23 protein-coding genes and 1 pseudogene are annotated in these 22464 nt (G+C 59.8%); 11 read left to right on the forward strand and 13 right to left on the reverse strand.

Annotated features, from left to right (window positions below):
- Positions 1 to 96 precede the first annotated feature (96 nt).
- A pseudogene (locus tag BLU63_RS01765) lies at positions 97 to 2329 on the reverse strand (DNA internalization-related competence protein ComEC/Rec2).
- A 135-nt stretch (positions 2330 to 2464) separates the two neighbouring features.
- On the opposite strand from BLU63_RS01765, the gene BLU63_RS01770 reads away from it, so the two are divergent.
- Positions 2465 to 2983 (forward strand): DUF2062 domain-containing protein, encoded by a 519-nt coding sequence (locus tag BLU63_RS01770; RefSeq protein WP_010461897.1) that lies wholly within the window; start codon positions 2465 to 2467, stop codon positions 2981 to 2983.
- A gap of 141 nt (positions 2984 to 3124) precedes the next feature.
- Here BLU63_RS01770 and BLU63_RS01775 read toward each other — a convergent pair whose 3' ends face one another.
- The 4 genes from BLU63_RS01775 to BLU63_RS01790 form a co-directional block, all read right to left on the reverse strand.
- Entirely contained in the window at positions 3125 to 3904 is a 780-nt protein-coding gene (locus BLU63_RS01775; RefSeq protein WP_010461900.1) for an ABC transporter permease, read from the reverse strand.
- Positions 3901 to 4833 (reverse strand): ABC transporter ATP-binding protein, encoded by a 933-nt coding sequence (locus tag BLU63_RS01780; protein ID WP_010461902.1) that lies wholly within the window; start codon positions 4831 to 4833, stop codon positions 3901 to 3903. Before BLU63_RS01780 ends, BLU63_RS01775 begins: the two co-directional genes overlap by 4 nt.
- Positions 4834 to 4966: 133 nt before the next feature.
- Entirely contained in the window at positions 4967 to 5590 is a 624-nt protein-coding gene (locus BLU63_RS01785) for a glutathione S-transferase family protein (protein WP_083374758.1), read from the reverse strand.
- Between the two features lie 43 nt (positions 5591 to 5633).
- Complete coding sequence (locus BLU63_RS01790) at positions 5634 to 6293, reverse strand: transglutaminase-like domain-containing protein (RefSeq protein WP_083374759.1); 660 nt, start codon at positions 6291 to 6293, stop codon at positions 5634 to 5636.
- Between the two features lie 248 nt (positions 6294 to 6541).
- On the opposite strand from BLU63_RS01790, the gene BLU63_RS01795 reads away from it, so the two are divergent.
- From BLU63_RS01795 to BLU63_RS01810, 5 genes are all read left to right on the forward strand, one after another.
- The gene (locus BLU63_RS01795; protein WP_010461907.1) at positions 6542 to 8989 is read left to right on the forward strand and encodes an acyl-CoA dehydrogenase; all 2448 of its coding nucleotides are present in this window, start codon (positions 6542 to 6544) and stop codon (positions 8987 to 8989) included.
- Between the two features lie 65 nt (positions 8990 to 9054).
- The gene (locus BLU63_RS01800; RefSeq protein WP_010461909.1) at positions 9055 to 9462 is read left to right on the forward strand and encodes a PA2817 family protein; all 408 of its coding nucleotides are present in this window, start codon (positions 9055 to 9057) and stop codon (positions 9460 to 9462) included.
- Positions 9463 to 9733: 271 nt separating this feature from the next.
- Positions 9734 to 9865: a hypothetical protein gene (locus tag BLU63_RS33520; RefSeq protein WP_010461912.1), complete on the forward strand. Its 132-nt coding sequence runs from the start codon at positions 9734 to 9736 to the stop codon at positions 9863 to 9865.
- A gap of 77 nt (positions 9866 to 9942) precedes the next feature.
- Entirely contained in the window at positions 9943 to 10125 is a 183-nt protein-coding gene (locus tag BLU63_RS01805; protein ID WP_010461914.1) for a hypothetical protein, read from the forward strand.
- A 104-nt stretch (positions 10126 to 10229) separates the two neighbouring features.
- Entirely contained in the window at positions 10230 to 11444 is a 1215-nt protein-coding gene (locus BLU63_RS01810; RefSeq protein WP_010461916.1) for an MFS transporter, read from the forward strand.
- Here the strand turns inward: BLU63_RS01810 and arfB are convergent.
- A complete protein-coding gene (gene arfB / locus BLU63_RS01815) occupies positions 11441 to 11854 on the reverse strand; it encodes an alternative ribosome rescue aminoacyl-tRNA hydrolase ArfB (RefSeq protein WP_010461917.1) in 414 nt (137 codons plus the stop codon). The genes BLU63_RS01810 and arfB overlap by 4 nt on opposite strands.
- Positions 11855 to 12079: 225 nt before the next feature.
- A complete protein-coding gene (locus BLU63_RS01820; RefSeq protein ID WP_083374760.1) occupies positions 12080 to 13495 on the reverse strand; it encodes an amino acid permease in 1416 nt (471 codons plus the stop codon).
- A gap of 931 nt (positions 13496 to 14426) precedes the next feature.
- Here BLU63_RS01820 and BLU63_RS32970 point away from each other — a divergent pair.
- Both BLU63_RS32970 and BLU63_RS01825 read left to right on the forward strand, forming a co-directional pair.
- Positions 14427 to 14564, forward strand: coding sequence for a hypothetical protein (locus BLU63_RS32970; protein ID WP_010461921.1), 138 nt, complete (start codon positions 14427 to 14429; stop codon positions 14562 to 14564).
- A gap of 70 nt (positions 14565 to 14634) precedes the next feature.
- Entirely contained in the window at positions 14635 to 15600 is a 966-nt protein-coding gene (locus BLU63_RS01825; protein ID WP_077748013.1) for a M29 family metallopeptidase, read from the forward strand.
- 233 nt (positions 15601 to 15833) lie between these two features.
- Here the strand turns inward: BLU63_RS01825 and rluB are convergent, their stop codons facing one another.
- The 6 genes from rluB to BLU63_RS01860 all read right to left on the reverse strand — a co-directional run bounded on the left by rluB (position 15834) and on the right by BLU63_RS01860 (position 20951).
- Entirely contained in the window at positions 15834 to 17132 is a 1299-nt protein-coding gene (rluB, locus tag BLU63_RS01835; protein WP_010461925.1) for a 23S rRNA pseudouridine(2605) synthase RluB, read from the reverse strand.
- 157 nt (positions 17133 to 17289) lie between these two features.
- Entirely contained in the window at positions 17290 to 17481 is a 192-nt protein-coding gene (locus tag BLU63_RS01840; protein ID WP_077748016.1) for a DUF1289 domain-containing protein, read from the reverse strand.
- A gap of 143 nt (positions 17482 to 17624) precedes the next feature.
- A complete protein-coding gene (gene scpB / locus BLU63_RS01845; RefSeq protein WP_077748017.1) occupies positions 17625 to 18611 on the reverse strand; it encodes an SMC-Scp complex subunit ScpB in 987 nt (328 codons plus the stop codon).
- Between the two features lie 11 nt (positions 18612 to 18622).
- A complete protein-coding gene (locus BLU63_RS01850; protein WP_083374761.1) occupies positions 18623 to 19444 on the reverse strand; it encodes a segregation and condensation protein A in 822 nt (273 codons plus the stop codon).
- Positions 19445 to 20074, reverse strand: a complete 630-nt coding sequence (locus BLU63_RS01855) for an L-threonylcarbamoyladenylate synthase (RefSeq protein WP_010461933.1) — start codon at positions 20072 to 20074, stop codon at positions 19445 to 19447.
- A gap of 13 nt (positions 20075 to 20087) precedes the next feature.
- Positions 20088 to 20951 carry a PHP domain-containing protein gene (locus tag BLU63_RS01860; RefSeq protein WP_010461935.1) on the reverse strand — a complete coding sequence of 288 codons (864 nt, stop codon included), beginning with the start codon at positions 20949 to 20951 and terminating at the stop codon, positions 20088 to 20090.
- Positions 20952 to 21038: 87 nt separating this feature from the next.
- On the opposite strand from BLU63_RS01860, the gene BLU63_RS01865 reads away from it, so the two are divergent.
- The 3 genes from BLU63_RS01865 to BLU63_RS01875 all read left to right on the forward strand — a co-directional run bounded on the left by BLU63_RS01865 (position 21039) and on the right by BLU63_RS01875 (position 22459).
- Positions 21039 to 21635 (forward strand): septation protein A, encoded by a 597-nt coding sequence (locus BLU63_RS01865; protein ID WP_077748018.1) that lies wholly within the window; start codon positions 21039 to 21041, stop codon positions 21633 to 21635.
- Position 21636: 1 nt separating this feature from the next.
- Positions 21637 to 21936 carry a YciI family protein gene (locus BLU63_RS01870; RefSeq protein WP_008156126.1) on the forward strand — a complete coding sequence of 100 codons (300 nt, stop codon included), beginning with the start codon at positions 21637 to 21639 and terminating at the stop codon, positions 21934 to 21936.
- Positions 21937 to 22045: 109 nt separating this feature from the next.
- Positions 22046 to 22459, forward strand: a complete 414-nt coding sequence (locus tag BLU63_RS01875; RefSeq protein WP_010461943.1) for a translation initiation factor 2 — start codon at positions 22046 to 22048, stop codon at positions 22457 to 22459.
- Positions 22460 to 22464 lie beyond the last annotated feature (5 nt).

Below are 22464 nucleotides of genomic sequence, written 5' to 3' on the forward strand. Positions count from 1 at the left end.
TGACAGCCCCCTCGAAAAAGTGCGCCACTCTAACATAGGGGCCGGATGCACCGAAGACCGTGATGTCGCATCCGGTCGGGCTTTCATAACTGGCGGTTATGGGCCCAACGGTGGCGGATCGCGCCAGAAACGCCGATCCAGACGCATCGTCCATGGCGGCTTGAACCGTCCCAGTTGCAGACGAATGGCGCCGTGGGTGGCGCTGTCGTAGATCGCCATGCCTCGTTTTTGATAGCGCCATGACGGTGGGATGCGGGTGGCCAAAGGAATTGCCCTGGCCCCGGGAAATCAGCACAGCCCTGGGTTGCAACGCGGCGAGCAGCGCCATCGAAGAGGAACTGCGACTGCCGTGGTGAGGCGATTGCAGCCAATCGGTCGGCACGGCAAGCGGACTGTCGAGCAATGCCCGCTCGGCTGCCGCATCAATATCACCGGTCAGCAGCAATCGCTCGCCACTGGCTTCGATCTGCAAGACACAGGATTTTTGATTGCTGTCGGCGGCGGATATCCATTGCCAGAGACGGAAGTCCACACCGTCCCAGGTCCATTGCCGGCCGCTTTCACAGCCTTCGGCGCGCAATTCGGCTGGCAGCGCCTCGGGATCACCGCTCAGGACCCGCGCCACCGGCAATCCGTTGGCAACCGCACGTGCACCGCCGGCGTGATCGGCGTCGGCGTGACTGAGCAGCATCAGGTCGATCCCGGACACGCCCAGTTTGCGCAATGACGGCAGCACCACCCGCTCGCCGAGGTCGAAATCGCCAAAACGCGGCCCGGCGTCATACAACAAGGTGTGATGGCGGGTGCGCACCAGGATGGCCAGGCCCTGGCCGACGTCCAGTTGCCAGACTTCGGCGACGCCTTCGGCAAGCATCGGGCGAGGTGGAAAAACCAGCAACAGCAGCAGCGGCCAACCCAACGGGCGCAACGGCACCCCTTTAGGCAGTAATAGAAGAAAGGCCCCCAGCGTACCGAGCGCCCAAATCCACACCGGCACCGCGACCGGCACCCAGGCGGGGAATCGCCCTGCCATCAAGGCCAGCCCCTTGAACAACAGGTCGACCAGACCGCCCGCCAGCCACAGCAACCCCTCGCCCACATAAGGGACGGGCAGTAACAACGTCCCGAGCAAGGCTGGCGGCAATACCACCAGACTGACCCAGGGCACCGCCAGCAAATTGGCCACTGGTCCGCTGACGCTGATCGGCAAGCCAAGTATCAATAGCAATGGGCACAGTCCGATCGCGATCAGCCATTGCGCACGGGTCCACGTTTGCCACCAACGCCACGGCCCCAGACGCCCACCGAAAGTGAAGATCAACACCGCCACCGCTGCGAAGGACAACCAGAACCCCGGTTGCAGGCTCGCCAGCGGGTCGAGCAGTAAAACGCCATTGAGCGCCAGCAAAAGCGGCCACCAGGCGCCAAGGTGCCGAAACCTTAGCCGCCACAACAACACCAGACCGATCATCACGCAGGCCCGGCGCACCGGCACCTCAAAACCGGCCAGCAACCCGTAACCCAGCGCAGCGGCAAACGCCAGTCCGCAGGCCCATGGCAGCCAGGGCAAACGGCTCGGCCACAGACCATAGCGCGCCAGCCCGGCGATCAGCAGATACACCAGCCCCGCCAGCAACCCGATGTGCTGCCCGGAAATCACCAGCAGATGCACGGTGCCGGTGTCTTGCAGCACTTGCCAGTCCTCGCGACTCAGCCCGCCGCCGTCGCCCAACACCAATGCGATCAGCGCCCCCGTCCGGCCTTGGGCATCGACGACCTGCAATTGCTGCCGAATGCTGTCACGCCAGGCCCATTGGGCGGCGGCCAGCCTATGGCCATCCTTGACCGTACCGGTAGCGCCGATGCGTTGTGCCAGCAACCAGGCGTCGTAGTCAAAGGCATGCGGATTGAGCAGCCCGGCAGGACGCTTCAACTTGACCGCCAGCCGCCACCGTTCGCCGCTGTTGACGGGCGGTCCGTCATACCAGGCGAGGCGCAGATGCCGGGGCAGCCGGGTGCTTCGGGACTGACTGTCGGTCAACTCGAAGCGCACCACCCCTTCGGCATTCTGCGGCAGGCCCGTCACCCGACCTTCGACCCAACGAGTCTCGCCATCGAGCTTCAGCGACAGGCGATCATCCAGCGCCCACTGCGCACTCGCGCACGCCCAACTGAAGCCGAACAGAAAAAACGCCAACGGGTGAGTCCGAAACGGCAACAGCATCAAACCCACGACCGGCAGCAACATCCATAACCAGACCGGCGGTAAAACCGGTAAAAAACGCAGGGCCAGCAAACCCAACGCCAGCGCCATCATCCCTGTGCGCATACGCCCGTCCTTGAGAGTCCCACCCTAGGCATAGCTGCCCGACTGCACGCACACGGTTATTAATTGTCACAAAGTCTGAATGGGCGGTTCATAGAATCCAGACATACTTGCCGCCTTAACCGACCGAGAAGCCTTATGCCCCGGCGCTTATTCAAACGTTACATGCCAGACCCGACCAGCATCAGGGAACACAAATCCTTACGCTTTCTCGGCACCCTGCTGCATGACCCGAACCTCTGGCACCTCAATCGTCATTCCGTCGCACGGGCCATGGCGGTGGGCCTGTTCGCGGCCTTCCTGCCCATTCCGTTGCAGATGCTGGTCGCTGCCATTCTGGCGATCGTAGTGCGGGGCAACATGCCCATTGCCGTCAGCCTGGTCTGGCTGACCAACCCGATTACCATGCCAGCGGTGTTCTTCTGCACCTATCAGACGGGAGCGTGGTTAATGGACGTGCCGGCCAGGCATTTGCCGGACGAGCTGACCTGGGAATGGATCAGTGGCGAGCTTTCCACCTTGTGGCAGCCGTTTTTGCTGGGTTCAGTGGTGACGGGACTGGTGCTGGGCGCCCTCGCCTATTGCCTGGTGATGATGTATTGGCGCTGGTGGGTTGGGCGGCAGTGGAAGCGGCGCAAGAGAAACCGGATGCAGTAAATGCAAAACGGCCTCCATTGTTGGAGGCCGTTTTTTTATGGTGTTTGAGCTGACGCCTTCGCGGGCAAGCCTCGCTCCTACAGTTCACCATCAGACCTGTAGGAGCGAGGCTTGCCCGCGAAGCAGGCGACGCGGCCTTTCTCAGGTACGCATCCCGCGCCCACTGACCAGCAGCCGCGCACAACCGATGTATAGAACGACGGTCGCCACCAACATGAAAGTAATCGCCACGCTGATCCTGATGTCCGAAACGCCAAGAATGCCGTAACGGAAGGCGTTGACCATGTGCAGCACCGGGTTGGCCAGGGACACGGTCTGCCAGAACGGCGGCAGCAAGCTGATCGAGTAGAACACCCCGCCCAGGTATGTCAGGGGTGTCAGCACGAAGGTCGGGATGATCGAAATATCATCGAAGTTACGTGCAAATACGGCGTTGATGAAGCCCAGCAGCGAGAAGATCGTCGCCGTCAGCACCACCACCAGAATGGTCACGCCCAGGTGATGCACCTGCAATTCGGTGAAGAACAGCGACAACAGCGTCACGATCAGCCCGACCATCAAGCCCCGCAGCACGCCGCCCAGGGTGTAGCCAATCAGAATCGTATGCGGCGATACCGGCGACACCATCAATTCTTCGATGGAGCGCTGGAACTTGCTGCCGAAGAAACTCGACACCACGTTGCCGTAGGAGTTGGTGATCACCGACATCATGATCAGGCCCGGCACGATGTATTCCATATAGGTGAAGCCACCCATATCACCAATCTGTCGACCGATCAGGTTACCGAAGATCACGAAGTACAGGACCATGGTGATGGCCGGCGGCAGCAGGGTCTGCGGCCAGATCCGGGTAAAGCGCTTCACCTCGCGGTAAACGATGGTGTTGAGGGCAACGAGGTTGGGTTGCAGCTCGGAACTCATACCGCCACCTTCGACAGATTTTTCTCCACCAGGGACACGAACAACTCCTCGAGGCGATTGGTTTTGTTACGCAGGCTCAGCACTTCGATGTTCTGCTGCGCCAACTGGGTGAACAGCGCGGTGATGCCCATGGCCTTGTCGACCTGGACTTCGAGTGTGTGGCTGTCGAGCAGCTTGGTCGGATAACCGAGCAACTGCGGCGCGACGTTCAGCGTGTTCTTGAGATCAAGCAGAAAGGTCTCCACATGCAGCTGGCCGAGCAGCTGTTTCATGCTGGTGTTCTCGACAATCGTGCCGTGGTCGATGATGCCGATGTTGCGGCACAACTGCTCAGCCTCTTCCAGGTAATGAGTGGTGAGGATGATGGTGATGCCTTTCTGGTTCAGCTCGGTGAGAAAGGTCCACATCGAGCGACGCAGTTCGATGTCCACACCCGCGGTCGGTTCATCGAGGATCAGCAGGCGCGGTTCGTGAACCAGTGCGCGGGCGATCATCAGGCGACGCTTCATGCCACCGGACAGCGAACGCGATGGCACATCGCGTTTGTCCCACAGCCCGAGCTGGGTCAGATACTGCTCGGCGCGTTCCTTGGCGATCTTCGGCGGGATGCCGTAGTAACCGGCCTGGGTCACGACGATGTCGAAGGTTTTTTCGAACTGGTTGAAGTTGAATTCCTGGGGCACCACGCCGATGCAACGCTTGAGCGCTGCCGGCTCCTTGTCCAGGTCGTGACCGAAGATATTCACCGTGCCGCTGGTCTTGTTCACCAGGGTCGAGAGAATGCCGATGGTCGTGGATTTGCCGGCACCGTTAGGGCCGAGCAAGGCGAAAAAGTCACCTTCGGCGACGTCCAGATCGATACCACTCAGGGCCTGGAAACCGTTGCCGTAGGTTTTGGTTAGCTGCCGGATGGACAGAGCGGAACTCATATCGGATTTACGCACCAAGAAGGGAAGAAAGGGATAACTATGGGCGGGCGGCGAGCAATGCAACCGCGGCGCACGAGCGCAATGGTGCTTGTCGCCGCCAAACAAGTACAGTCAAGTGTGTCGATAGTGAGTATTAAGTCAACGCGGTCATAACGGCTTTTTTATACGCCGGACGCTGTTTCAGTCGTGCATACCAGGCTTCAAGATGCGGCTGCGGTGCACGCTCGATCGGCATCTCGAACCAGGCATAAATGAAACTGCCAAGGGGAATGTCGCCCATGCCGATTTCGTCGCCGGACAGATACGGCGCGGCCGCCAACGCCTGGTTCGCCATCGCCAACAGATCATCGCACTCCTTGATTGCGGCGTTGATGGCGGTCCAGTCCTGCTTGTCTTCAGGTGTGCGTAACACGCCCCAGAACACCGTGCGGAACGGGCCGGCAAAACTGGAGGTGGTCCAGTCCATCCACTTGTCGGCAGCGGCGCGAGCCTTCAGATCCGTCGGGTACCAGGCCGTGCCGTTGGCGTGCTGAGCCATCAGGTAGCGCACGATGGCGTTCGATTCCCAGAGCACGAAGCCGTCATCTTCGATCACCGGCACGCGACCGTTGGGATTCATCGCACGATACTGCGGCGTATCGACTACACCGAAGGCGCCACCCGCATCGATGGCTTCATAGGCCAGGCCCAACTCCTCGGCGGCCCACAATGGCTTTCTGACATTCGACGAATTTTTCCGACCCCAGATCTTCAGCATGACCGCCTCTTTATGGATGAATGCGCAGGCAGCATACGCCGGATCAGGCGCGGCTCAAATCACTCTGCATGTCACCCAGCAACGCCGGCAATGTGTCGCTGAACAAATGTGGGTAGCACTTTTCCAGGTGCTCGAAAAAGAACGTCTCAGGCACGTCGGTGAACTGGCCGTGGTCGACCAGGTACTCCATCAACTGCTCGCCGTCGCGGTTGAAGGGATGGAAAACACTGTCGTTGATGCCGTCGAACTCCAGCGGCGCGATATTGAACAGTTCGCAGAGTTGCTGGTTGAAGGCCGGCGTCGCCTTGACCCAGCGCCCGTTCAGAAACAACTCCGTATAGCCGTGCATGGCAAACACGTCGCTCCTGAGCAATTCGAGCAACCGCGGCGTCGACAGGTGATTGCGCACGTCCGCCAGACCGATCCGCGCAGGGATCCCGCAATGTCGCGCGGCACCGGCCAGAAGCGTGGCCTTGGGCACGCAATAACTTTCCCCGGCCGCCAAGGCATAACTGCCGCGCAACGTATCCGGGTCGCGACTGAACGTGTAGGGGTTGTAGCGCACGGCCTCGCGCACCGCGTAATAGAGATTGATCGCCTGCTCAAGCGGATCGCGACTGGCGCCCCGGTGTTTTTCGGCGAACTCCACCACCGAGGGGTGGTCACTATCGATGAAGCGGCCGGGACTCAGATACTCGTGCATGAGAACAATCTCCTGGGGAAGCCACGAGTCTAGCGACACCTTCAGCACAGAGATAACGACGTTTCGGCCAAACATGGGCGTATTGCCGCGTAGGAAACGAACGATTTCCCGGGCGTGTTGCCAACCCAACCTACAAAACTCATCGATGGTTTCCCACGAATTCAATCACCTCGCTCCGACCACCCTGTTTTGCGGATGCCGTCTAAGCTCTGAAGGTTGGTTTTGCCCTGGTTCACGGAGGATTAAATATGCTGCTGTTGTGGATACTGGTTCTGGTTGTCGGGATAGCTTATTTAGCCCACCGTCGCATCGCCCCCCTGCCCGCCCTGTGCATCGTCGCTGCCTATATCGTCGCGATGGGTGCCTTCAGTCGCGCGCCAGGCTGGCTGCTGCTGGTTTTCTGGGTGTTGATTGCAGCCGTCGCGGCGCCGTTGTTGCTGCCCGACCTGCGTCGCAAATTCTTCAGCGCGCCGCTGTTCAGCTGGTTCCAGAAAACCCTGCCGCCAATGTCGCAAACCGAGCGCGATGCGATCGACGCCGGGACCGTGTGGTGGGATGGCGAACTGTTCAGCGGTCGCCCGGACTGGAACAAGTTGCTGTCCTATCCAAAAGTGCAGCTCAGTGAAGAGGAACAGGCCTTTATCGACGGCCCGACCGAAGAGCTCTGCGCCATGGTCACCGACTGGCAGATCGGGCAAGACATGGACCTGCCGCCCGAAGCCTGGACCCACATCAAGGAGAACGGCTTCTTCGCGCTGATCATCCCCAAAGAGTTTGGCGGCAAGGGCTTCTCGGCCTATGCCCACTCCCAGGTGGCGATGAAACTGGCAACCCGCAGTGGCGACCTCGCGTCGACCGTAATGGTCCCTAACTCGCTGGGCCCGGCCGAACTGCTGCTGCATTACGGCACCGACGAACAACGCAACCATTACCTGCCAAGGCTGGCACGGGGTGACGATATCCCGTGCTTCGCATTGACCGGCCCACTGGCCGGCTCCGACGCTGGCGCCATGCCCGACACCGGGGTCATCTGCAAAGGTGAATGGGAAGGCAAGGAAACCCTCGGCCTGCGCCTCAACTGGGAAAAGCGCTACATCACGCTGGGCCCGGTCGCCACCCTCCTCGGCCTGGCCTTCAAGGCCTATGACCCGGACCATTTGTTGGGTGACAAGGAAGACCTGGGCATCAGCCTGGCGCTGATCCCGACCGACACCGCCGGTGTCGAGATCGGCCGCCGCCATCTGCCGCTGGGTGCCGCCTTCATGAATGGCCCGAACTCCGGCAAGGACGTCTTCGTGCCGCTGGACTTTCTCATCGGCGGCCAGGAAATGCTCGGCAAGGGCTGGATGATGCTGATGAACTGCCTGTCAGTCGGGCGTTCGATTTCCCTGCCGGCGGTCGGCACCGGTGCGGCCAAGTTCACCAGCCTGGTCACCGGTCAGTACGCACAGGTTCGTGAGCAGTTCAACGTTCCACTGTCGGCGTTCGAAGGTATTCAGGAAGCCATGGCACGCATCGGCGGCAACGCCTGGATGATGGACGCCGCCCGAATGCTGACCGCCAACGCGGTGGACCTGGGCGAGAAACCGTCGGTGCTGTCGGCGATTCTCAAGTACCACCTCACCGAACGCGGCCGCGAGTGCATCAGCCACGCCATGGATGTTCACGGCGGCAAGGCGATCATCATGGGGCCGAACAACTACCTCGGTCGCAGCTGGAATGGCGCGCCCATTTTCATCACCGTGGAAGGCGCGAACATCCTCTCGCGCAACCTGATGATCTTTGGTCAGGGTGCCATTCGCTGCCATCCGTTCGTGCTGAAAGAAATGGCTCTCGCCGGCCGTGAAGACAAGGATCAGGCACTCACCGAATTCGATGGCCTGCTGCTCAAGCACATCGGTTTCGCCGTGAGCAACGCCGCCAGCACGCTGGTGTTGAACCTCGGCTTCGGGCACCTGGAACATTCGCCGGGTGACAAGCTCAGTCAGGGTTACTTCCGTGCGCTTAATCGACAGGCGGCTGCGTTTGCCATGCTTGCCGACCTCAGCATGATGTTGCTGGGCGGTGAACTGAAACGTCGCGAACGCCTGTCGGCGCGTCTTGGGGATGTACTCAGCAACATGTACCTCGCCTCCGCCGCGCTCAAGCGTTACCACGACCTCGATTCGCCGGAGCACATGGCGCCGCTGTTCAAGTGGGCCATGGAAGAAAGCCTTGGCCAGTCGGAGCGTGCGCTGGATGAATTGCTCAGCAACTTCCCGAACAAGGTGCTGGGTTGCCTGTTGCGGGTGATCGTGTTCCCGTTCGGCCGTCGCCACAAAGGTCCATCGGACAAACTCGGCGCCGAAGTCGCCGCAGTGATCGGACGCGCCAAGGGCGATCCAACCCTCGAAGAATTGCTCGGCGGTTGCTACCGCCCGCAATCGGCAGACGACGCGGTCGGTGCCCTGCAACACGCCTGCAACCTGTTGAACGCGGCGCAGCCGTTACAGAAAAAACTGCACGTGGCGCTCAAGAGCGGTCAGGTCAAACCGGCGGCTGGGGAACATGTCATCGATGCAGCGCTGGAGGCTGGAGTGTTGCAAGCGGGTGAGGCGCAGTCCCTGCGTGATGCCGAAGTAGCGCGGCGCAAGGTCATCGACGTCGATGATTTCGACAAAGACGAACTGGCACTGGCCGACGGAAAGGTCCGCTGATCCTGTAAAAACGGGCGCAGGAGCTTTATACTCCTGCGCCCGTTTTGCTCTTGAGGACTTATCTCGTGTCCAACGTCGTTGCCGATCATCTTGTCTTGCTCGACCACTTGCGCAGCATCCTGGTCGCGGTAGGTGAGGCCGAACAGGTTCCCGAAGAAAGCCATGCCCTGTTCCTGGAGCGCTTCGATGAGCTGCGTGCGTTGCTGCCGGTCGACCCGATCGAAAGCCAATACCTGGGCCAGGACATTCTGTGCCAGGTGATCACCCGTTACCCGCAAATCGCCCACCTGGTCCCGCGCGACCTGTTGTGGTATTTCGCCGGTGACTGCCTGCATTACATGCCCGATGATGAAATCGATTTGTACCAGGCACTGGAAGAGCGTCGTTTCGAAGCCGAACAGAACGACGAACCTTTCGACTGGAATCAGGAAAAACAGCTGCTGGCAATGTCGAACGACGAGCCGAAGCACTGATCACCGACTGGAATGCAAAGGGCCCGCATGGTTATTCATGCGGGCCTTTTTTATGGCATTGCCGAATACTGTGATGTCTGGCCGGGCCCTTCGCGAACAGGCTCGCCCCTCTGTTTTGTGTCACTGCTATTGACCTGTCTAGACAACTCCATCCGTCGAAACAAATGGATATAAAAGTCTGTTTGTCATTTCTCCTGCTGTATCCTGCCCAAGCTTTTTAAAAGCGCGGATCTACCAGATCTATCAACAGACTTTGCGAGGAGCGCGAACCATGCACGAGATCCCTAATCTCCCCTTCCCAAGCCTGCACGAAACTGAGCAGACAACCACGCAACAAGCCGGTGCCCAACAGCCCGAGCCGAAAGAAGCCACTGAACGCCGCCAGGCCGACAGCGAAGACTGAAACACCTGCAATGCCAGACCGTGTGGAAAGCGCTAACATGCGCTTTCCACACCGCCTGAACCCTTGAGCTGCCCACCATGACCGACGACTTCACAGAGACCCAGGCCAGCGTCCTGATCGGCACCGCCGAGAAGATGATCGAGATCTGGAATCGCCTCTCCCCCGAGAAACAAGCCGCGTTGCTCGCCCGTTTCGGCACCGAAGAAAACGCCCTGGCCGCCCTGGTCACGACGCAACTGGTCGCCCCCGCAAAACCCTGATTAACCCCCCGCACGGCAAATAGTTTTACTTTTCCACGCCCACGGACGCTCGCGCCGCTATCATAAGCAGCCTATCTATCCTGCTTTCCCGTGGACCTTTACCCATGTCTGAAAACCAGCGCCCCCTGGCGGTCACGCTGCAAGTCGTTTCCATCGTTCTCTTTACCTTCATCGGCTACCTGAACATCGGCATTCCCCTCGCCGTATTGCCCGGCTACGTCCACAGCGATCTCGGCTTCGGCGCAGTAATCGCGGGGCTGGTGATCAGCGTGCAATACCTGGCCACCCTGCTCAGCCGCCCTTATGCCGGGAAAATCATCGACAATAAGGGCAGCAAACTCGCGGTGATGTACGGTCTCGCCGGTTGCGGTTTGAGCGGCGTGTTCATGCTGATTTCAGCCTGGACCCAAAGCCTGCCGATGCTGAGCCTGATCAGCCTGCTGATCGGCCGCCTGGTGCTCGGCAGCGCGGAAAGCCTGGTGGGCTCCGGCTCGATTGGTTGGGGCATCGGCCGGGTCGGCGCGGCGAACACCGCCAAAGTCATCTCCTGGAACGGCATAGCGAGTTACGGCGCACTGGCAGTCGGCGCGCCGTTGGGTGTGTTGCTGGTCAGTCAACTGGGCTTGTGGAGCATGGGCGTGAGCATCGTGCTGCTGGCCGTCCTTGGCTTGGCACTGGCCTGGCCAAAAACCGCCGCGCCGATTGTGGTCGGTGAACGGCTGCCGTTCATGCATGTGCTGGGACGGGTGCTGCCCCATGGTTGCGGCCTGGCCCTGGGCTCGATCGGATTCGGCACCATCGCCACCTTCATCACGCTGTATTACGCCACACAGCACTGGGACAACGCGGTGCTGTGCCTGAGCCTGTTCGGCGCCAGTTTCATCGGCGCGCGATTGCTGTTCGGCAACCTGATCAACCGCCTCGGCGGCTTTCGCGTGGCGATTGCCTGCCTGTCGGTGGAAACCCTGGGGCTGCTGCTGCTGTGGCTGGCGCCGGATGCACATTGGGCACTGGCCGGTGCGGCATTGAGCGGTTTCGGCTTCTCGCTGGTGTTCCCGGCGCTGGGCGTGGAAGCGGTCAACCTGGTGCCGGCCTCCAGTCGCGGTGCTGCGGTCGGGGCTTACTCGCTGTTCATCGATTTGTCGCTGGGGATTACCGGGCCGCTGGCCGGTGCGATTGCTGCAGGGTTTGGCTTTGCCTCGATCTTCCTGTTCGCCGCGATTGCTGCATTGAGCGGTTTGGCGCTGAGCGTTTATTTGTACCGGCAGGCGCCGAAGCACTTGAGTGAAAAGTACCGCGAAGGGCGCGACGCTCGCTAGAAATCGATCTTGCCGCGCCCGGCCTTGATGCTGCCGCGCTTGGTCTTGGATTCCAGCCGACGCTTCTTCGAACCGAGGGTCGGCTTGGTCGGGCGGCGTTTCTTCTCGACTTTGGTGGCGCTGAGAATCAACTCGACCAGCCGCTCCAGCGCATCGGCGCGATTGGCTTCCTGCGTGCGGTATTGCTGGGCCTTGATAATCAACACGCCATCGCTGGTGATGCGACTGTCACGCAGCGCCAGCAGCCGTTCCTTGTAGAACTCGGGCAAGGACGAGGCCGGAATGTCGAAGCGCAGGTGCATGGCGCTGGAGACCTTATTGACGTTCTGCCCACCGGCGCCTTGCGCGCGGATGGCGGTCAACTCGATCTCGGCATCCGGCAGATGCACATTGTTGGAAATCACCAGCATGGAAAAGCGTCCGTATTCAGAACGCGCAGGATACCGCGAATGAACTGAAAGCATGCGGTCCCTGTAGGAGCGAGGCTTGCCCGCGATAGCAGTGTTGTCAGTCGACATCTTTGTTGCCTGACACGACCCCATCGCGAGCAGGCTCACTCCTACACGGGGGTTGTGTGAAGCCTGAAAATGACAAACCCGGCACATGGCCGGGTTTGTTGTTTCTGCGAGCTGCGCTTACTTCGCGTTTGCAGCCTGCAACGCATGCTGAGCGCTGCGCTTGTTCTTGATCCCGTAGCACACCCACATGAACGCGACCCAAACCGGAATCGCATACACCGAGATCTGGATGCCCGGGATCAACAGCATTACGCCGAGAATGAACACCACGAACGCCAGGCAGACGTAGTTCCCGTATGGGTACCACAGGGCTTTGAATAGCGGCGTCTGCTTGGTCTTGTCCATGTGCTGGCGGAACTTGAAATGCGAGAAGCTGATCATCGCCCAGTTGATCACCAGGGTGGCAACCACCAGCGACATCAGCAGTTCCAGCGCGTTTTGCGGGATCAGGTAGTTCAGCAACACCGCAATCAACGTCACCGCCGCCGAAGCGAGGATCGAACGCACCGGCACGCCGCGCTTGTCGATTTTCGCCAAGGCTTTCGGCGCATCGCCCTGCTCGGCCATGCCCAGCAGCATCCGGCTGTTGCAGTAAGTGCCGCTGTTGTACACCGACAGCGCCGCCGTCAGGACTACGAAGTTGAGGATGTGTGCGGCGGTGTCGCTGCCAAGCATCGAGAACACTTGCACGAACGGGCTGCCGCTGTAGGAATCACCCGACGCATTCAGGGTCGCCAACAGGCTGTCCCATGGCGTCAGCGACAGCAGGATGACCAGCGCACCGATGTAGAAAATCAGGATCCGGTAGATCACCTGGTTGATGGCTTTCGGGATCACGGTTTTCGGCTTGTCGGCTTCTGCTGCGGTGAAACCGAGCATTTCCAGGCCGCCGAAGGAGAACATGATGATCGCCATGGCCATCACCAGGCCGCTAACCCCGTTCGGGAAGAAACCGCCGTGGGCCCACAGGTTGGTCACCGAGGCTTGCGGGCCGCCGTGGCCGCTGACCAGCAGGTAGCTGCCGAGCGCGATCATGCCGACAATCGCCACGACCTTGATGATCGCGAACCAGAACTCGGCCTCGCCAAAGACTTTGACGTTGGCCAGGTTGATCAGGTTGATCAGGACGAAGAAGCCGGCGGCCGAGACCCAGGTCGGAATGTGTGGCGCCCAGTAGTGGATGTATTTGCCGACCGCAGTCAGCTCCGACATGCCCACCAGGATGTACAGGATCCAGCAGTTCCAGCCCGACAGGAAGCCGGCGAACCCGCCCCAGTATTTATGGGCGAAGTGGCTGAAGGAACCCGCCACAGGCTCTTCGACAATCATTTCGCCGAGCTGGCGCATGATCATGAAGGCAATGAAGCCGCAGATGGCGTAGCCGAGGATCATCGACGGGCCGGCAGATTTCAGTACACCGGCCGAGCCCAGGAACAGCCCGGTACCGATCGCGCCACCGAGGGCGATCAGTTGAATATGGCGATTTTTCAGGCCGCGTTTCAGCTCGCCTGAATGCGAGTTTTGTCCACTCATGAAAAGGGTCTCACGCAAGGTTTGATGATGTTCGTTAGACGTTGCTGCTCGGTTGCGATTTCAAGCAGCGCCGATCAAACCCCAGCGAAGGCAAAAGGAGTTCAGCGTTTTTACAACGGTCATGCGTCACCTGTTTGTTTTTATCTGTGACGAAATCGAACCCGACACGCTTGTGGCGCGGCGGAGTGAACAAGGCGGATAGCCTTGAGGTTTGCGCAGATGCGCAGGAGGTCACAGTTAAAACGCGGCGCATTGTACACCTGTAACCCCCTGCTGCCAGACACCGCTGGATCAGCGCGTCGTTTGCCGGGATTGCCTGTGTCCGCCCCGAGGGTCTCGGGCGGCTGCAAAAACTGGGTCAGACCTTTGCGGGTCTTCGACGGGGACGACGAACAAATCGCCCTCGGGGGAGAAGTGGAGATGAGTCACGGCGTTCATTGCGCCTCCTTCTTGTTATGCACCTGCACGACAGGCATGGAGCGCATCTCACCCTGCCAGCGCCGTTGAAACAAGCGAGCCAGAGCCTTGCAGGGTGGTTGAGCGACGTGTTTGCGGAAGGATTTCCTTACACACCTTCCGTGGACGTCAATCCAAGGGCTCAGAGGCGATAATCCGTCAGCTTTTCTTTACAAGCCGTAACGCAGACTTTCCAAATCAGATCAATCCGTAGGACGACTGCAAATTGACGTTAGGAAGCTTCCTAAGGAAAAGGTCGAGTTAGTTTTTTGTTTTTAATCGATAAACAGGCCCTGATAAAACAGAATAAAAAGTTCAAATAAATCTAATTTGATTATTTTTTTGCAATTTAAAAAGCTCTGGACTAGGTTTTCAGCGACTTGCCGAGACGCATCGACCGGCAAGTTGGCACGTTATTCAATGACTGAAAAACGCGCCGCTGCACTTACCGAAAAAGTCATCTAGGAGATTCACAATGCAAGCACTTGAAAAAGACTTGGAAACTGAACTGCAACTGGACGATTGGTTTGAAGCACCGACCCATGAAGCCGCCGTTGAAATGATGCAAGCCGATGCGGTTGTTCCGTTCGGCACGGCGATGTGGCCTCTGTAAGGCCCACCCGGCAGGCACGATCCGGCCGGTTGTGCCTGCCACTTTTTCTCGGTTTGTCAGGGAGGACTACATGGATAAGCAACGCGCCATTTCGCATTTCCTTTACTACCTCGAACACCACCCTGCCGTTGCCGGCATCAACCCGGCAAAGGTCTTGCTCGGCCACACCGCTGATTACGAGGCACTGACCGGCGCCATCGCCGAACAGGCCAGTGACAGCCAGCCCTTCCGTTTCAGCACCATGCGCCTGGACATCGAGCCGACAGAAAAGCTGGCCCAGGCGATTGCCGAAAGCGATCTGTACATTTTCTTCTACGACTCTTCCACCCTGCCCAATCCTCGCCCCGACGGCCCGGAGTTTGTCCGTGCGCTGCAAGGTGTAATGGCCGAGAACTGGAAGAAGTCGCTGCTGTTCAAGGATTACGGCGATTACTTCTACGACACTTTCAGCGTCACTCCGCAGCGCATAGCGGGTTTGAACAGCCACTTGATCCAGCGCATGTCTCACGCGACAACGTTGAGTTTCAAAGATGATCACGGCTCGTGGTTTGAAACACCGCTGAACAGCATCAAGAAGTGGACCGACATCAACGGCATCGGCAACTTTGATTTGGCCCCCGGTGAAATTGCCACGCACAGCGAAGCGATCAACGGCCGGGTGAAGTTCATGGGGACCTTCCTCAGCACCATTCCGTTTGCCCGCAAGTACGGGGTGCTGGATTCGCCGCTGGAGTTGTGGATCGAGAACTCGACCATCCACAAGATCGCCACGGAAGTGCCGGGACTGGAACATGATTTCAACAAGTACCTGGAGGCCAATCCGTCGAACCGGCGCATTGAGGAATTGGGAATCGGCACCAATGAAGGCGTGAAGGCGCTGTATGCCCGAAATGCCGGGTTCGAGGAGCGCCATTGCGGGCTGCATCTGGGGTTGGGTGGTGGGGCCAAGGGCAGCCATCATCTGGACCTGATCTTCTCCAGCGGCGTGTTGGCGCTGGATGATGAGCCGGTGTTTGATGGGCGGTTTGTTTTCTAAGCAACATGAACCCTGTGGCGAGGGAGCTTGCTCCCGTTCGACTGCGCAGCAGTCGCAAAACCTGCCGCCACGATTTGCCTGACACACCGGGGTAGAGGGTTTGGGGCCGCTTCGCGACCCAACGGGAGCAAGCTTCCTCGCCACAGGTTTATCTGCATTCTGAAGACCGGCTTTTGCCAGACCAAAAAAAACGCCAACCCGAGGGTTGGCGTTTTTTATTCGGTGCTTACCGATTACTCAGGCTTGCGACGACCAAAGCCCGGACGCTGGCCCGAACCGGCTGGCGCACCACGGCGTTTGCCTGATGGCGCATCCTTGTCGACCAGAACGATGCCTGGGCGCTTCTTCGCCGGTGCCTTGGCCGGGCGCTTGGTGTCGGAAGGACGGTCTGCCACTGGCGTACCGCGACCCGACTCACCACGAGACTCGCCACGACCGGCTGGAGCACCGCGATCACTGCGACCACCACTTGGAGCACCACGGCCTTCGCCACGTTCAGTGCGACCGTTGGCCGGACGCGGCGTGCGTGGACCGCGCTCGCCATCAGCGCGTGGCGCTGCTGGTTTGCGGGCTGGACGCTCGCCTTCGATTTGCGGTTCACGGGAGTCACGCGGCGTAGCAGCGGTCTGGTTGCCGATGGCTGGACGCAACGAACGCACGCGCTCGGTCTTGCCCATTGGACGCGACGATTTACGCTGCATGCGGTCGAGCTTGTCTTTGCTCTTGGCGTTCATTTGCGGCATGGCCACTGGGGTCAGGCCGACTTCAGCACTCAGAATGTCGACTTCGTACTGGCTCATTTCGCGCCAGCGGCCCATCGGCAGGTCGGAGTTGAGGAACACCGGACCGAAACGCACGCGCTTCAGACGGCTGACCACCAGGCCCTGGGATTCCCACAGACGACGAACTTCGCGGTTGCGACCTTCCATCACCACGCAGTGGTACCAATGGTTGAAACCTTCGCCACCAGGTGCTTGCTTGATGTCGGTGAACTTGGCCGGGCCGTCTTCGAGGACGACGCCTGCCTTTAGACGCTCGATCATTTCGTCATCGACTTCACCACGGACACGTACCGCGTATTCACGGTCCATTTCGTAGGACGGGTGCATCAGGCGGTTGGCCAGCTCACCGTCGGTGGTGAACATCAGCAGGCCGGTGGTGTTGATGTCCAGGCGACCGATGTTGATCCAGCGACCTTCTTTCGGGCGCGGCATCTTGTCGAAAACGGTCGGACGGCCTTCCGGATCAAGGCGAGTGCAGATTTCACCGTCGGGCTTGTTGTACATGATCACGCGGCGTACCGACTCGGCGGCTTCTTCGCGCTTGATCACCTTGCCATCAATGGTGATGGCGTCGTGCATGTCGACGCGCTGCCCAAGGGTGGCGTCTTTGCCATTGACCTTGATGCGGCCGTGGCTGATCCAGGCTTCCACGTCACGGCGCGAGCCGACGCCGATACGGGCGAGGACTTTCTGCAGTTTTTCGCCTGCTGGGCCGATTTCCTGGTCGTCTTTCTGGTCGTTGATACTCATCTGGGCACCTCCCGGTGTGGTCTGTTCAGGCGGCCCTGAATTGAGCGTCCTGAAGCGATGTAAAACTGGGTACTTTGGCAAAGGGATCGCCAAAGGGTCGCGAATCATACGCTCATGGAAGCGTTCGCGCATCAGAGACTAGCTGATGAATGGAGACTTACTTGCCTTTCCGCCGACCGGCGGCGCCAAGTTTGATCAACCGCAGCGACGCTTCGGCCAGCACCGTGCGCTTGTCGGACTTGTCGAGTTTCTTCCAGGCCCTGATCTCGCGCTTGCTGCGGCCGCAGCCGAGGCAGATGTCATCGGCGAATTTGCAGACGCTGATGCAGGGGTCTTTGGTTGAGCTCATCAAATTCTCCAGGCAACACAGAACCCCTGTAGGAGCGAGCCTGCTCGCGATGAGGGAGTGTCAATCGACATCGTTTTGCCTGACCCACCGCTATCGCGAACAGGCTCACTCCCAAAGGGGAATCGGCGTCCACATGATCCGGGTCAGTCGTCGAATTCGCGGCGTTCGGCTTCGATGGCTTCGGCCAGAGCCCGGGCTTCGGCCTCTTCGTCGCTCAATTCGGGTTCGGGTTTGTGCTGTTCGAGGGCAGCCACAGCAGCCAGAAGTTTCTCCCGCGCTTCGGCGACACCCAGCACGTCATCTTCCAACTCTTCTTCCGGTTCTTCTTCGACTGTGGCTTCAGGCTCGACTTGAAGTTCAACTTCGATTTCAGGCTCAGGCTGATCCAGCACCTCTTCGGAATCCGTCACCGCACTATCACGCAGGATGTCATCGAAGTCGGTCTTGAGCCCCTCTTCCATGGTGTCCAGTTCCAGCAACAGCGTATGGAAACTGGTCTCCTCCTTGGGTTCTTCCGGTTCGGCACTGGCATCCGCCAGTTCCTGCAAGCCTGCCGGTACCGGTGCGTCGTCAAAATCGAGCACCGGATCAGGCTCCAGCTCTCGCAACTCAGCCAGTGGCGGCAAATCGTCGAGGTTCTTCAGGTTGAAGTGGTCGAGAAACGCCTTGGTGGTGGCGAACATCGCCGGTTTGCCAGGCACGTCGCGGTACCCGACGATACGAATCCACTCGCGTTCCAGCAGGGTCTTGACGATGTGACTGTTGACCGCCACGCCCCGCACGTCCTCGATCTCGCCCCGGGTGATCGGCTGGCGATAGGCGATCAAGGCGATGGTTTCGAGCATGGCGCGGGAATAACGCTGCGGGCGTTCTTCCCACAAACGGCCTACCCACGGCGAGAACTTTTCGCGGATCTGCAGGCGATACCCGGAGGCCACTTCCTTCAGCTCGAAGGCGCGGCCGTCGCAGGACTTGGCCAGAATCGTCAGGGCTTTCTTGAAGACTGGCGGCTCAGGGCGCTCGCCCTCTTCGAAGAGTTCGAACAGGCGTTCAAGCGATTGCGGTTTTCCCGAGGCCAACAGAAAGGCTTCAAGCAATGGCGCCAGCTCGCGGGGTTCAGTCAGGTTCATGATTCAACTCGTTATTCGGCTCGGGCTCGCACGTGGATCGCCGCGAACGGCTCATTCTGCACCAGCTCGACCAAAGATTCCTTGACCAGTTCGAGGATCGCCATAAAGGTCACCACCACCCCCAGGCGTCCTTCTTCAGCGGTGAACAGCTCGACAAAGGGCACGAAACCGCCGCCCTTGAGCCGGTCCAGCACATCGCTCATGCGTTCGCGGGTGGACAATGCCTCGCGACTGACCTGGTGACTTTCGAACATGTCGCCACGGCGCAGGACTTCGGCCATGGACAGCAGCAGCTCTGACAAACGCACGTCCGGCAACAGCTTGCGCGCCCGCGCTTCCGGGGCATCCAGTTTGGGCACCACCACGTCACGCCCGACGCGAGTCAGGCCATCGATGCCTTCGGCCGCCGCCTTGAAGCGTTCGTATTCCTGCAAGCGACGGATCAGTTCGGCGCGCGGGTCATCTTCTTCGTCTTCGATGGTTTCGGCCCGCGGCAACAGCATCCGCGACTTGATCTCGGCCAGCATCGCGGCCATCACCAGGTACTCGGCGGCCAGTTCCAGGCGCACCGACTGCATCAGCTCGACATAGCCCATGTACTGGCGAGTGATTTCCGCCACGGGAATGTCGAGGATGTTGATGTTCTGCTTGCGGATCAGGTACAGCAGCAGGTCGAGGGGCCCCTCGAAGGCTTCGAGAAACACTTCGAGCGCATCCGGCGGGATGTACAGGTCCAGCGGCATTTCCATGACCGCCTGGCCATAGACCATGGCGAAGGGCAGCTCTTGCTGGGCGCCGGGCTGACTGTCGACAACGGGTTCTACTGCAGACATCTACGCCTCGGCCATGAACGGCGTAGGGTCGCCGCAACCGACGCGGATCACTTCCGGCTCGCCGTCGGCGAGGTTGATCACGGTGGACGCCTTGATCCCGCCGAAACCACCATCGATGATCAGGTCGACCTGATGCTCAAGCAATTGGCGCATTTCGTAAGGATCGCTCATCGGATCGGTGTCGCCGGGCATGATCAGGGTCACGCTCATCAAGGGCTCGCCGAGCTCTTCCAGCAGCGCCAGGGCAATCGGATGACTCGGCACCCGCAGGCCGATGGTGCGTTTTTTCGGGTGCAACAACAGCCGCGGGACTTCGCGGGTGGCGTTGAGAATGAAGGTGTAAGGCCCCGGCAGGTGCGCCTTGAGCAAGCGGAAGGTGCCCGTGTCGATCTTGGCGAACACCCCCAGTTGCGACAGGTCGCTGCAAATCAGCGCGAAGTTGTGCTTTTCATCCAGCCCACGCAAACGGCGCACGCGATCCACGGCATTCTTGTCGCCGATCTGGCAACCAATGGCGTAGGACGAGTCTGTGGGATAAATCACCACCCCGCCGCCGCGGATGATTTCGACAGCCTGTTTGATCAGGCGCGCTTGCGGGTTCTCCGGATGAATCTGGAAAAATTGACTCACATTCTCTACCTGTTCAGACGGCGGCAATAATTGGGTCATGTTTGAATCGACACCACAGTGGTGGCAGATCCTCCGGGAGCGGGCGGTACTCGCCGATCTCGGACCAGCCTCCAGGGCCATGAAAATCACTGCCGGCGCTGACCAGCAGACCGAACTCGCGGGCAAGAATCGCCAGGCTGCCCACTTGCTCGGCGGGCTGATGGCCATTGACCACTTCAATTGCGTGGCCCCCGGCTTGAATATAGTCAGAAATCAGGCGGCGACGCTTGCTGCGAGTGAAATCGTAGTGCCACGGATGCGCCAGGCTGACCCAGGCTTTCGCGGCTCGCAGCGTTTCGACCGTGTCTTCCAGGGTCGGCCAATGCTGCTTGACGTCGCCCAGCTTGCCGGCGCCCAGCCATTTACGGAACGCTTCAGCGCGATCCTTGACGAAACCTTCACGCACCATCCAGTCGGCGAAATGCGGACGGGCCGGCGCATTGCCGCTGTCGCCCAGTTCCTGCTGGATCGCCCGGGCACCTTCCAGCGCGCCGGGCATGCCTTTCAATGCCAGCTTGCGGCTTATTTCTTCGGACCGTAGCCAGCGGCCATCGTGCAATTTGGCGATCGCCTCGACCAACGGTTCGGCATTGACATCAAATCCGTAGCCGAGCACATGAATGGTCGCGCCGCCCCAGGTGCAGGACAATTCGACGCCGTTGACCAGTTGCATCCCCAGCGAGGTCGCCGCACTGCGGGCCTCATCGAGGCCCTCGAGGGTGTCGTGATCGGTCAAGGCCAGGACTCGCACGCCTTTCTCGAACGCACGCGCCACCAGGACAGCAGGCGCGAGAGCGCCATCGGAGGCAGTGCTATGGCAGTGCAAATCAACATTCACGGGGATGTGTTACCTCAAATCAGCTGGCGCTATCGCGCGCCCATATGTTTGTTATTATGCCGCCACATCCTGCTTCTGGCTGCCACTGTGAAACAATTCATCGATTTCATCCCGCTCCTGCTGTTTTTCATCGTTTTCAAAATTGATCCACGGGTCGTCGACATCGGCGGTCATCAACTGACTGTAGGCGGTATTTACAGCGCCACCGCGATGCTGATCATCAGCTCCCTGGTGGTTTACGGTGCGCTGTTCATCAAGCAGCGCAAGCTGGAAAAGAGCCAATGGCTGACCCTCATCGCCTGCCTGGTCTTCGGTAGCCTGACCCTGGCGTTCCACAGCGAAACCTTCCTGAAGTGGAAAGCGCCGGTGGTCAACTGGCTGTTCGCCCTGGCGTTCATTGGCAGCCACTTCATCGGCGAGCAACTGCTGATCAAGCGCATCATGGGCCACGCACTGACCCTGCCGGACCAGGTCTGGACGCGACTGAACATCGCCTGGATCGGCTTTTTCCTGTTTTGCGGTGCTGCCAACCTGTTCGTCGCGTTCACGTTCCAGAGCTACTGGGTCGACTTCAAAGTCTTCGGCAGCCTGGGCATGACGTTGCTGTTCCTGGTCGCACAGGGCATTTACCTGTCCCGCCACCTGCACGACGCCGATACCACCACGCCAAAAACCGAGGACTGACATGCTTTACGCAATCATTGCCACAGACGTCGCCAACTCCCTGGAAGCCCGCCTGGCCGCACGGCCTGCCCACCTTGAGCGCCTGCAAGTGCTCAAGGGCGAAGGTCGTATCGTATTGGCCGGCCCGCACCCGGCGGTCGACAGCAATGATCCGGGCGCGGCGGGTTTCACCGGCAGCCTGATCGTCGCCGAGTTCGATTCCCTGAGCGCAGCCCAGGCCTGGGCAGATGCGGATCCGTACATCGCCGCGGGCGTCTACGCCAACGTTTCGGTCAAGCCGTTCAAGCAAGTCCTGCCGTAAATCGCGCCCGCGCGATGAACCTTGCCGGTTCATCGCGCGCTCAACGCTCATTATTCTCGTTCGCCGGCCGACAACCTGCCCAATACTCGTATTGGAATCAGGAGTGGCGATGCGCAAAGGTCCGTTGTGTCTGATGTTGGTGACGTTGTCGATGGTAGCGCCGGCCCATGGTGAAGAAAGCGCCGAGGGCGGCAGTACGACGCCGCTGTCGCTGAGCGCCGGCAGCCAGATCACCGAGTTGCAGCAGCGCTTGAAGGTAAGCGAGCAGCAACGAGAAGAACTGAGCAAACAACTGCAAAATACCGACAGTGAACGCGAAAGCGCTCAGCTGGGCCGGTTGCGCCAAGAGAACCAGCGCCTCAAGCTGCAACTCAAGGAAGCCCAGGCGAGCAATCCGCTGCCACGTCTGCTGACTGATCAGCAGCAATGGTTCGTAATCGGTGGTGGAGTTGCGCTATTGGCCCTGCTCTGCGGTATCTTCGCCAGTGGTGCCACCAGAAAACGTCGGCAATGGCTAAATTGAGTGAG

Source organism: Pseudomonas mandelii (assembly GCF_900106065.1).
Lineage (GTDB): Bacteria > Pseudomonadota > Gammaproteobacteria > Pseudomonadales > Pseudomonadaceae > Aquipseudomonas > Aquipseudomonas mandelii.

What these genes read in the sequence shown, in the direction of transcription:
- BLU63_RS01770 (WP_010461897.1), top strand. Translation starts at nt 2,465, where the DNA reads ATGCCCCGGCGCTTATTCAAACGTTACATGCCAGACCCGACCAGCATC.
- BLU63_RS01775 (WP_010461900.1), bottom strand. Translation starts at nt 3,904, where the DNA reads ATGAGTTCCGAGCTGCAACCCAACCTCGTTGCCCTCAACACCATCGTT.
- BLU63_RS01780 (WP_010461902.1), bottom strand. Translation starts at nt 4,833, where the DNA reads ATGAGTTCCGCTCTGTCCATCCGGCAGCTAACCAAAACCTACGGCAAC.
- BLU63_RS01785 (WP_083374758.1), bottom strand. Translation starts at nt 5,590, where the DNA reads ATGCTGAAGATCTGGGGTCGGAAAAATTCGTCGAATGTCAGAAAGCCA.
- BLU63_RS01790 (WP_083374759.1), bottom strand. Translation starts at nt 6,293, where the DNA reads ATGCACGAGTATCTGAGTCCCGGCCGCTTCATCGATAGTGACCACCCC.
- BLU63_RS01795 (WP_010461907.1), top strand. Translation starts at nt 6,542, where the DNA reads ATGCTGCTGTTGTGGATACTGGTTCTGGTTGTCGGGATAGCTTATTTA.
- BLU63_RS33520 (WP_010461912.1), top strand. Translation starts at nt 9,734, where the DNA reads ATGCACGAGATCCCTAATCTCCCCTTCCCAAGCCTGCACGAAACTGAG.
- BLU63_RS01805 (WP_010461914.1), top strand. Translation starts at nt 9,943, where the DNA reads ATGACCGACGACTTCACAGAGACCCAGGCCAGCGTCCTGATCGGCACC.
- BLU63_RS01810 (WP_010461916.1), top strand. Translation starts at nt 10,230, where the DNA reads ATGTCTGAAAACCAGCGCCCCCTGGCGGTCACGCTGCAAGTCGTTTCC.
- arfB (WP_010461917.1), bottom strand. Translation starts at nt 11,854, where the DNA reads ATGCTGGTGATTTCCAACAATGTGCATCTGCCGGATGCCGAGATCGAG.
- BLU63_RS01820 (WP_083374760.1), bottom strand. Translation starts at nt 13,495, where the DNA reads ATGAGTGGACAAAACTCGCATTCAGGCGAGCTGAAACGCGGCCTGAAA.
- BLU63_RS32970 (WP_010461921.1), top strand. Translation starts at nt 14,427, where the DNA reads ATGCAAGCACTTGAAAAAGACTTGGAAACTGAACTGCAACTGGACGAT.
- BLU63_RS01825 (WP_077748013.1), top strand. Translation starts at nt 14,635, where the DNA reads ATGGATAAGCAACGCGCCATTTCGCATTTCCTTTACTACCTCGAACAC.
- rluB (WP_010461925.1), bottom strand. Translation starts at nt 17,132, where the DNA reads ATGAGTATCAACGACCAGAAAGACGACCAGGAAATCGGCCCAGCAGGC.
- BLU63_RS01840 (WP_077748016.1), bottom strand. Translation starts at nt 17,481, where the DNA reads ATGAGCTCAACCAAAGACCCCTGCATCAGCGTCTGCAAATTCGCCGAT.
- scpB (WP_077748017.1), bottom strand. Translation starts at nt 18,611, where the DNA reads ATGAACCTGACTGAACCCCGCGAGCTGGCGCCATTGCTTGAAGCCTTT.
- BLU63_RS01850 (WP_083374761.1), bottom strand. Translation starts at nt 19,444, where the DNA reads ATGTCTGCAGTAGAACCCGTTGTCGACAGTCAGCCCGGCGCCCAGCAA.
- BLU63_RS01870 (WP_008156126.1), top strand. Translation starts at nt 21,637, where the DNA reads ATGCTTTACGCAATCATTGCCACAGACGTCGCCAACTCCCTGGAAGCC.
- BLU63_RS01875 (WP_010461943.1), top strand. Translation starts at nt 22,046, where the DNA reads ATGCGCAAAGGTCCGTTGTGTCTGATGTTGGTGACGTTGTCGATGGTA.